Origin of the sequence: Streptomyces sp. NPDC057654 (genome assembly GCF_042800135.1) — a bacterium.
Classification (GTDB): Bacteria; Actinomycetota; Actinomycetes; order Streptomycetales; family Streptomycetaceae; genus Streptomyces.
This window is the reverse complement of sequence record NZ_JBHVHQ010000247.1, coordinates 1-10,134: the sequence shown is the minus strand read 5'-3', so window position 1 is coordinate 10,134 and position 10,134 is coordinate 1. Positions and strand designations below refer to the sequence as shown.

Annotated in this window: 6 protein-coding genes and 1 pseudogene; 2 read left to right on the top strand and 5 right to left on the bottom strand. The window is 74.1% G+C overall.

All coding sequences use genetic code 11. The features are described from left to right. The 5 genes and pseudogenes from ACFU99_RS19690 to ACFU99_RS19670 all read right to left on the bottom strand — a co-directional run. A pseudogene (locus ACFU99_RS19690) lies at nucleotides 1-210 on the bottom strand (GntR family transcriptional regulator); the annotation flags it as partial. A 19-nt stretch (nucleotides 211-229) separates the two neighbouring features. Beyond that, the gene (locus ACFU99_RS19685) at nucleotides 230-2,227 is read right to left on the bottom strand and encodes an ATP-binding cassette domain-containing protein (RefSeq protein WP_384393568.1); all 1,998 of its coding nucleotides are present in this window, start codon (nucleotides 2,225-2,227) and stop codon (nucleotides 230-232) included. Between the two features lie 200 nt (nucleotides 2,228-2,427). Continuing rightward, on the bottom strand, nucleotides 2,428-3,189 hold the full coding sequence (locus tag ACFU99_RS19680) for an NUDIX hydrolase (RefSeq protein WP_363224450.1): 762 nt from the start codon (nucleotides 3,187-3,189) through the stop codon (nucleotides 2,428-2,430). 89 nt (nucleotides 3,190-3,278) lie between these two features. Beyond that, nucleotides 3,279-5,219, bottom strand: a complete 1,941-nt coding sequence (locus ACFU99_RS19675) for a glycogen debranching N-terminal domain-containing protein (protein WP_384393571.1) — start codon at nucleotides 5,217-5,219, stop codon at nucleotides 3,279-3,281. 215 nt (nucleotides 5,220-5,434) lie between these two features. Next, on the bottom strand, nucleotides 5,435-6,910 hold the full coding sequence (locus tag ACFU99_RS19670) for a DUF4192 domain-containing protein (protein WP_384393565.1): 1,476 nt from the start codon (nucleotides 6,908-6,910) through the stop codon (nucleotides 5,435-5,437). Nucleotides 6,911-7,054: 144 nt separating this feature from the next. On the opposite strand from ACFU99_RS19670, the gene ACFU99_RS19665 reads away from it, so the two are divergent. After that, entirely contained in the window at nucleotides 7,055-9,220 is a 2,166-nt protein-coding gene (locus ACFU99_RS19665; RefSeq protein ID WP_384393562.1) for a RecQ family ATP-dependent DNA helicase, read from the top strand. A 220-nt stretch (nucleotides 9,221-9,440) separates the two neighbouring features. Next, a complete protein-coding gene (locus tag ACFU99_RS19660; protein ID WP_384393559.1) occupies nucleotides 9,441-10,094 on the top strand; it encodes a hypothetical protein in 654 nt (217 codons plus the stop codon). Nucleotides 10,095-10,134 lie beyond the last annotated feature (40 nt).

Sequence of the window (10,134 nt, the reverse complement as noted above, 5' to 3'; positions counted from 1 at the left end):
GCCCAGCTCCGCGTCACCTCCGTCCCAGGACGGGGCGCCGACGCGATCGGCGCCGGGGGCGCCCGCGTAGGAGTAGCGGTCAAGCTCGCCCGGAGCTGCGAGGCCGGTGTCGGCGGGGCGAGCCGCGGTCATCATGGTGTGCGCAAGGGTACTCACGCATCCTTTGTCGGCGACGCCCCGGAAACCCTTGAGTTCTTTGGTGAAAAGCACACGAAAGGGTGATCGCGCATTACCTCATAATTGACGCCTTATCGGACACAATCGGGCGCCCCTCGGGGAGGGCGGGCCGATCATGCGACTGCCCCCCTACTCCTCCCTCTCCCCCTCCACGCCACCGACGCGGCCGCCCCCGGAGCGCGGTCAGCGCGTACGCGCAGAGCAGCACGGCGAGCGAGAGCGCCAGCGCCCAGCCCACGGGATGGGCCGACAGCCGCAGGACGGCCGACATCCCATGATCGACACCGGTCGGCCACTGCATCAGGGCCACCGACCGGAGCCGGTCCGGCAGCCCGACGACCGACCGGGCCGACGAGCCGGCCACCAGCTGACGCATCACCGGCACCATCACCACTGGCATTGCCAGCACTACGGCCAGCCCCATCAACGCCGACCGGAAGACTCCCGCGGCAAGCAGCCCGGCCCAAGCGCACCCCACCACCAGCCCGGCCCAGCCCGCGACGAGCGCGGGCCAATCGGCAGGGACCGCCGCGGCCCCGGCCCCGTAGAGGAAGCGCAGCGCGAACCCGTCGAGCGCGAGAACGGCGAGCGCGAGCAACAGCGCGGCGGCGGCGCCGACCGCGAGCTTGGCGCCCAGCAGACCGAGACGGCGCGGGAGCGCGCCCTGGTCCGGGGAGAGCGCGGGATAGCGGAACTCCTGGCCGAACGCGAGCGCGCCGAGCAGCCCCGCCCCCACCGCGGCTGGCGGCAGCGGGAAAACGTCCGGCCAGCCGGTGAAGAGGGGCAGCGCCGAGGGCTGCCCGTTACGGGCGATCAGCACGGAGGCCAGCAGCGAGGCGGCCAGCGAGACCGCCGCGACCACCCAGCCGGGGCGCGCCCCGACGGCCCTGCGCAGCTCATAACGGAACGGCTGCACGGGCCCCGGCGGCGCCAACCGCCCGAAAGCATGCGCCGCCGGACCGGACTCCGCTGCCACCCCTGCGGGCAGCGCCACGGCCAACGGTCCTGCGGGCAGCCCCACGGGCCGCTCGGCGCCATCGCCCGTACCGCCCAGCACTGGGGCGCCCCCCGCCCCTCCCCCTTCCCCCTCCCCTCGCGCGCTCGCCACGACTGCCGCCGGCAGCGGCTCGCCCTCACCCGTGCGGCGGCCGTCGGCCCGTCGGAGCGGGGCGGGCAGGGCGGTGTCACCGCTCTCCTCGGCGAGTCGGTGCACCACGATGCCGTTCCGGTACGCGACCTCCCCCACGGTCGCGCACGTGCTGCCGTAGACGGAGATGCGGCTCCCGCCCTCGCGCACCACCTCTACGGGCCGGTCCGAGCCGTGCGACTCGTCCGCGAGGAGCGCGGCGAGCCGCTCCGCGAGCGGCGACCGCACGGCGACCCGCGGCCGCAGCCGGGTACGGGCGAAGTCCGCGACCTCCTGGTCAGCCAGCAGACACCCGGCCTCAATGGTGACCACCCGGTCGGCGATCCGAGCGGCCTCCTTCGGCTCGCGCGAGGTGACCAGCACGACGCCGCCCTGTCCCGCATACCCCCGCAACAGGCCGTGCAGCCAGGCGGTTTCGCGCGGTGAGAGCCCCTGCGCGGGCTCGTCGAGCACCAGGGTGTGCGGGTCGCCGAGGAGCGCCGCCGCGAGACCGAGCCTGCGGTCCATGCCGAGCGAGAAGTCACCGAGCCGCTGATCGGCGAGTCCGCTGAGCCCGACGACTTCGAGGACGTCGTCGGCGCGGTCGGCCGGCACCCCGACGGCCGCGCTCAGCATCCGCAGATGACCACGGGCCGTCGTGGCCGGGTGGCCGGGCAGGTCGCCGAGGAGCACGCCGATCTCGCGGGCGGGATGCGGGATCCTGTGCAGCGGACGCCCTCTGAAGAGGGCGACGCCTCGGCCGGGGTCGAGCCGGAGCAGCAGGCGCAGCGCACTGGTCTTACCGGCCCCGGACGCCCCGAGAAGGACGGTCACACGCCCCGAGTGCGCTTCGAAGGTGAGGTCGTCGACGGCGGGTGACTGGTTGCGGCGGGGGACACTGGTCAGCCCGATGGCCTGGATCATGGCTTCTCTCGCGGGGCGTGAGACCGCTGGGCGGCGCATGCGGAAGGGCGGGGGACGTACCTCAGCAAGGTAACCCGTTATGTCCCATTTGCGGCGTACCTGGCGCTTCCCAGCGCCACCCGTGTCCGATCCCCATCTCGCCGGACACCCCGCTCACCCCCGTCTCAGGCGCCCTACCGGCCAGGGCCCAGGCGGCGGGCTCAGGCGTCCGGCCGCAGCATCGGAGGGTTCAGCAGCGTCGCACCTCCCGCCCGGAAGAGCTGCGCCGGCCGGCCGCCCTGTCGCGTCGTCGTCCCGCCCGTGGGCACCAGGAACCCCGGCGTGCCGGTCACCTTGCGGTGGAAGTTGCGGGGGTCCAGCGCGACGCCCCACACCGCCTCATAGACCCGGCGCAGCTCCCCCACCGTGAACTCCTGCGGGCAGAACGCCGTGGCCAGCGACGAGTACTCGATCTTGGACCGGGCCCGCTCCACGCCGTCCGCCAGGATGCGGGCGTGGTCGAACGCGAGCGGGGCCGCCTGTTCCCCGTCCCGGCCGAAGCCGCTCTCCTGGTCGAGCAGATCGTCCACCGGCGCCCAGCGCACGCTGCGCGCGTCTCCCCCGGCGCGGGGCGCGGGCAGGTCCGGGGCGAGCGCGAGATGGGCGACGCTCACCACCCGCATCCGGGGGTCGCGCTTGGGGTCGCCGTAGGTCCCCAGCTGTTCGAGGTGCGCCGCGTTGGCGGGCACGGTGCCCGCGGGGTCCTGCGCGAGGAGCCCGGTCTCCTCGGCCAGCTCCCTGGCCGCCGCCGCGCCCAGGTCCTCATCGATGCGCACGAAGCCGCCCGGCAGGGCCCAGCGTCCTTGGTAGGGCGGCTCACCACGGCGGACGGCCAGGGAACACAGCGCGTGGCGGCGCACGGTGAGCACGACCAGGTCGACGGTCACGGCGAAGGGCGGGAAGGCCGACGGGTCGTAGGGCATGACGCGATCATAGTCGTCTGCTTGACGATAAACAGGCCCTTGAGCATCGTCCGCCGGAGACTGATCGGGCTGTGCCAGGCGCATACCGTTCAGCCCCCCAGCTGCAGTCCGTCGGCGGCTTCCTCGACCATGCCCAGGCCGAGCCTGCTGACGCGCACGGCGAAGGGCTGCTCCGCCACGCGCAACCCGGTGAACTGCACCGCGCCGAGCGGAGCGGAGTGCATCGGGCGGACCGCCACGGTCCCGGCCGGCACGTCCGGGAGCACCCCGGCGAGCGTCGTGAGCAGCCGCACCGCGGCCGCCGACGCGATGGCGGCCGGGCGGCACGCGGCCGGGTGCGGCAGTGGGGCGCTCCCCGAGGTGCGCTGTTCGCCCGCGTACATCTCGGGGAGCCGGTGGGCGAAGGCGGCAGCGGCGTTGAGGACTCCGCGCAGCAGGGAGCCCGCCTCCTTCTCGTAGCCGGCCGCGGCCAGCCCGGCGACGGCCACGGCCGTCTCATGGACCCGCACGGCGCCGCTCCGGTGGCCGAACGGGTTGTATCCGGGTTCCCTGGCGGCGAGGGTGCGCAGCCCCCACCCGGAGTCGAGGGCCGGGCCGCCGAGGAGCCGGGCCACTTGCTCCGTCTGGACCTTGTCGAGCAGCCCCACGGCGAAGGCGCCCTGGCCCAGCAGTCCCGTATCGAGGAGGTGGGAGGCCGCCGCTCCCAGCTGCTTCATCGGGCTGCCGTCGGGCATCCGGGCCGCCGCCGGCCGGCCGCCGCCCCGGTCCTCGATCCAGAACTCCTCCCGGAAGCGGCGGCGCAGATCAGCCGCCCACTCCCGCCAGCCCGACGCCCCCGGACGGCCGTACGCGTCCAGGAGGTCCGCGCCGAGCAGCGCCGCCCGGTGCGCGTGCGCCTGTGCCTCGCAGCGGTACGGGCCGCCGGGCGACGGGTCCGCGAGGTAGCCGCGGTCCCCCACCGCGGTGCGCAGCCACAGCAGGCAGCGCTCGGCCACCGACACCAGCGGCTCGGCGTCCTTGTCGGGCAGCCCCCACCGACGGGCCTCGGCCAGGACGGTCGGGAACAGCAGGGTGGCCTCGACACCCGTGCAGCCCGGTGGCAGATGCGGTCCGGCGTGCCGCATCGCGCCGGGGATACGCCCGCCCTCCGCCCCCGGTCCTCCCAGCTGCGTACGGGCCAGGGTGCGCAGTGTCCCGGCTGCGAGGCGCACCCCCAGCGGCAGTGTCATGCGGGCCGCCCAGAGCGCTTCGGCGGGGGCGAGGCCGCAGCGCCAGGGGACGCCCGCCGCGGCGTAGGCGTCGCCGGGGCGGCGGGGGTCGCGCAGGAGCAGCGCCCCGAGATCGTCCATGGCGATGCGCAGCAGGGTTTCGACGCGCGTGTCGTCGCCCGTGGCCTGTGTCGGTCCCCAGAGCGGAGCGGCGCCGCGTCCGCGTGCGGCGGCCCCGGCCACGGGCCCGCGCGGCGGACCGATCCGCGCCTGACCGACCCACTCCAGCCGCACCTGGAGCTGGATGCTGCGCGACCCGCCGGGCGGCACTTCCAACTCCCAGCAGAGCAGTCCCGCCGATGCCAGCGTGTCCTTGGGTGCGGGTTCGGCCGTGACGACCGCGTTCAGCCCCGGCATGGACCAGCGCATGCCGCTGTCGTGGACGCTGGCGGGGAGTTCGGGCCCGGTGCGCCCGGCGGCGGCCGCGCCGAGCTCCGCCAGGTCGGTGCCGAGGGAGACTTCGATCGGCAGCCTGAGGGTGCGAATGGCGGTGCTGTGCAAGGTGATGCGTTCGGTGCCGTCGGCGTGGCGCAGCCGTTCCACGGTGACGGACGGGTCCGGGCCAGAGTCGGCCACCGTGCGCACCGTGCCCACGAACCGGGCCTGGTCCGGGCCGAGGAGTCGCGCCTGAACGGGCAGCGGCTCCGCTCCCGCGACGCGCAGTCGGCAGCGGGCCAGGGCCCTCCGGCCCGAACGGTAGAAACCGTCGAGTCCCTGGCCGGAGAGCTGACCGTGTTCGGCTGAGATGGCCAGGGACGGCATGGCCACACAGATCAGCGCCGTGTGTACGGGATGTGGTTCCGTACGACTCGCACCGGGCCGAGCCGACGCGGCGGGACGACGGGCCGGCTGACCGATGGGGACCATGCCTTGCACTGGGTGCTCCCTGGGGACGTGTCGGGCCTAATGAGGATCGCGGCCACTGATATGAACGGCGCGGTCGTCGCGCAGGACACGGTGGGCGGACCGGTGGGGTGTCACTGAGGGCTGCGTGTACCGCGCAGTCCGTCGCGCTGTCCGTCCTTGCCGCGCGCACGCGACTTGCCGGCGGCCCCGCTGGTTTTCCCAGGACCGGTGGGTCCGGCGGGCCCGGTCGTACCTCCGGATCCAGCCGCGCGGGCGGCTCCGGCCGCCCGACTGGCGGCAGTCGTGCGGGCTGGTCCAGTCGTGCGAGCGGCGGACGTACGGGCGGGGGCCGTGCGAGTGACGGTCACGGGGCCGCACTTGGGCCGCGGCCGGCGGCGCCGGCTGTTGGCGGAGGCGTCGTCGTCGGCTGCCGCACGCTCCAGTTCGGCGTGGGCCGCCGCGTGCACCGCGCGGTCGGCGCGCTCCCTGCGCAGGCAGTTCCGCAGCGTCTCCGGGTCCAGTCCGTCGTTGCACGCCTGGAACAGAAGGTGCGCGAAGAGATAGTCGGGGTCGATGCGCAGAGCGCGGCTGAACGCGACCCTGGCCTCCGGCCCTTCGCCGACCGACCAGGCGACCCAGCCCGCGAGGGCGAGCGGCGCCGCGCCGTACTCGGCGTAGGAGCCCACGCAGCGGCGGGCGAGAGCTCGCCAGATCCGCAGCGCGGCCTGGCCGTCCGGTCCTTCCATCCACTCCGCCGCCTGGTCCCGCGTGGTGCGGTCCTGCAACCCGACGATGATCGTGGCGGCTTCCTCGGGGCTGAGGAGCGTGTCGTCGTGCGCGTCGGACTTCAATGGCTGCCCGAGGGGCGGCGTGTCCCGGAATCGGCCCAGGACCAGGCGCAGGGCGTCCATCGTCTCCTCCCGTACCGCTTCGCTGCCGCCGCCGTCCAGGACCCGCGGTACGAGCCGGCCCGCGGCGGCGTCCAGCGCGTGTTCCTGTCCCGGTACGGTCTTTCCGGTCATCGGTGCGAGTCGCGCCTCCATTTCCTTGAGTGTTCCGCGCACCCGCATTCCGGCGTAGGTGGCGGTGGCGGCCATGGCCGAGGTGCCGGGCAGTGCCATGGGAACTCCTTCCGCCGGGCAGCATCGGCTGTCCGGGCAGCAGTAGGACCAGAAGCGTCCGTCGGAGATGCACAGGGCCTCGTACACGGGCACCTCGAACCCGCCGCACGCGATGCGCAGCCGCTGGGCGAACGGGCGCAGCCGCTCCATCACGGCCCTTCCCGACTCTCCCGGCGCGGGGTCCTGGCAGAAGAACAGGACGATGCCGTCGGGGCGGGTTCCGCGCTTTTCGCAGTTGGTCACGAGGGTCTCGGCGAGTTGGTCGCACACGTCCGGCCACTCCTCGCGGGTACGGGGGATGCCGAGCCTGAGCCGGCCGCCGAGGCGGCCGCGCTCACCGTGCAGGGCCGCCATCACCACGCTGTCGTCCGGGTGGAAGCCCACGAGATAGGGCAGGGCGTCGGCGAGTTCGGCGGGGCTGCGGAGCGTGATCTGCTGCTCGGTCGGCGCGGCGGAACGGCGAGTTGATTCGTTGTGCTTCGTCATGGCCAGACAGTCCCGCAGATCTGTCAAGCCTCGCCAGCCCTGTGGATAAGTCGCAGATTGTCTTACTTATTCTGTGGATGAAAGTTATCCACAGGCTTTCCGACTCGTTCGCGCATTGTCGGTGGGCTCGTGTTGCATGGGGGCATGAGCAACGAAGACCTCCGCGCCGCGGCCGATACCGTCCTGTCCCGTCTCGTCGGGGACACGACAGGCAGGGCGAAGCTGCGCGAAGACCAGTGGCGCGCGATCGAAGCGCTGGTCGCGGACCACCGCCGGGCGCTGGTCGTGCAGCGCACCGGCTGGGGCAAGTCCGCTGTGTACTTCGTCGCGACCGCGCTGCTGCGCCGGCGCGGCAGCGGGCCGACGGTGATCGTCTCACCGCTCCTCGCGCTCATGCGCAACCAGGTGGAGGCGGCCGAGCGCGCGGGCATCCGCGCGCGCACCATCAATTCGGCCAATACCGAGGAGTGGGACACCGTCCAGGCGGAGGTCGCGGCGGGCGAGGTCGATGTGCTGCTGGTGAGCCCGGAGCGGCTCAACAACCCCGATTTCCGCGATCAGGTCCTGCCCAAGCTCGCCGCGGCCACCGGAATGCTGGTCGTCGACGAGGCGCACTGCATCTCCGACTGGGGCCATGACTTCCGGCCCGACTACCGGCGGCTGCGCACCATGCTCGCCGAGCTGCCGCCGGGCGTCCCCGTCCTGGCCACGACCGCCACCGCCAACGCGCGCGTCACAGCCGACGTCGCCGAACAGCTCGGCACGGGCGAGGGAGCCGCCGAGGCCCTCGTCCTGCGCGGGCCGCTGGACCGGGAGAGCCTGAGCCTGGGCGTTCTGCGACTGCCGGACGCCGCACACCGGTTGGGGTGGCTCGCGGACCACCTCGACGAGCTGCCGGGCTCCGGGATCATCTACACCCTCACGGTCGCCGCCGCCGAGGAGGTGACGGTGTTCCTGCGCCGCCGAGGGCACACCGTGGCCTCGTACACGGGAAAGACCGAGAACGCGGACCGGCTCCAGGCCGAGGAGGATCTGCTCGCGAACCGCGTCAAGGCCCTGGTCGCCACCTCCGCCCTGGGCATGGGATTCGACAAGCCGGACCTCGGCTTCGTGGTGCACCTCGGGTCTCCCTCCTCCCCCATCGCCTACTACCAGCAGGTCGGCCGCGCCGGGCGCGGGGTCGAGCACGCCGAGGTGCTGCTGCTGCCCGGCCGGGAGGACGAGGCCATCTGGAAGTACTTCGCCTCGCTGGCCTTCCCCTCCGAGGAGCAGGTGCGCCGCACGCTCGACGTGCTCGCGGCATCGGACCGCCCGGTGTCCCTGCCCGCTCTCGAACCACGCGTCGACCTGCGGCGGTCGCGCCTGGAGACCATGCTCAAGGTCCTCGACGTGGACGGCGCGGTCCACCGGGTGCGCGGCGGCTGGACCGCCACCGGACAGCCCTGGGCCTACGACGCCGAGCGGTACGCGTGGGTGGCGCGGCAGCGTGAGGCCGAGCAGCAGGCGATGCGCGAGTACGCGGCGACGACCGGCTGCCGGATGGAGTTCCTGCGGCGGCAGTTGGACGACGAGCAGGCGGCGCCGTGCGGGCGGTGCGACAACTGTGCGGGGCCCCGGTTCGCCGTCGAGGTCTCCGCCGCCTCGCTGGACGCCTCGCGGGGCGAGCTCGGACGGCCCGGCGCCGAGCTCGAACCCCGGCGGATGTGGCCGACGGGGATGCCTGCGGTCGGCATCGACCTCAAGGGCCGTATTCCGGCGGGCGAACAGGCCGCCACCGGACGGGCGCTCGGCCGCCTCTCCGACATCGGCTGGGGCAATCGGCTGCGGCCGCTGCTCGCTCCCCAGGCCCCGGACTGCCCGGTACCCGACGATGTGGCCGACGCGGTCGTCACCGTGCTCGCCGACTGGGCCAAGGGTCCGGGCGGCTGGGCGTCCGGCGCGCCGGACGCGCCGTCCCGCCCGGCGGGCGTCGTCACCATGGCCTCCCGCACCCGGCCGGAGCTGGTCCGGACACTCGGCGAGCGCATCGCGGCGATCGGCAGGATGCCGCTGCTCGGCACCGTCGCGTACCGCGACGCGGAGGCGGACACCCATGTGCCGCGCACCAACAGCGCCCAGCGGCTGCGGGCGCTGGACGGGGCGCTGACCGTGCCTCCCGCGCTCGCCGAGGCACTGGCCGGGGCCGGCGGCCCGGTCCTGCTCGTGGACGACCTGTCCGACACCGGATGGACGCTCGCGGTGGCCGCACGGCTGCTGCGCCGGGCCGGGGCCCCGGGGGTCTTCCCCCTGGTCCTCGCGGTACAGGGGTGAACGCGCGTGGCAGGCCCGCCGTTCGGGAAGGGATGTAGGGAGCACGGCGTCAAATACCGGGCACCGGCGCGGATTGCTCGTTGCCGCCCGCCGACGCGGCCGCGAGAATTGACCCCGTTCCCCGCTCCTGCCCGTCCACGGCCCGCCAGGGCTGTGGGGCGGCGCGTGCCCGTACCGGACGGCCTGCCCGGACCGTGTGCGCACAGACGAAGGGAGGAAGGTGACCTTCGGTTTCGCTCCGCCTCCGTCTGCCGCTTCCTCGTCCCGGCTGGGCAGAATGCTCGAACCGGCCGAGTGGGCCGCGGCCGGGATACCCCTGCTGCGCAATCCCCGCGAGCTCGTCACCAGTCTCCACTCGCGCCATCTGCCGACCCCGCGCACGGCCGTCGTCGCGGTCCTCGACCCGGAGCAGCACCTGGCGGCCAGCGCGTCGTTCGCCCGGCGGACCGCCGAGGCGGACGGCTGGGAATTCCGCAACGCGCTCCTCGCCCAGCTGCGCAGGATCATCCCGCACGACCTGCGGCTGCGCGCCCCGGTCCGTACGGCCGTGTTGCTCTACTGCCGCGAGGGCGAGGCCCGTTGGACGGAGGAGGACGGCGCGTGGTTGTGGGGGCTGCGGGACGCCTGCACGCTGCACGGGCTGCGCTGCGGCGCGTACATCACGCTGACCAGGACCGGCTGGCAGGTCCTGGGAGAGGGCCGGGGCGGCAGGCGACCGCACTCCCACTCCGCCGCGCGCCAGGACGGGTCGCGTACCGGGGACGGGGCGGACAGGGGCGGCGCGAGGGAAGACGGCGAGAGCGTGAGTGCGTCGGCGCGCTCAGGGGCCAGAGCGCCGGAGGAGGTGCTGCTGCGTGGTACGGCCGTCCGCTGACGTACGGGGACCCCGGTCCGTATGCGAAAACGTCGGCGCG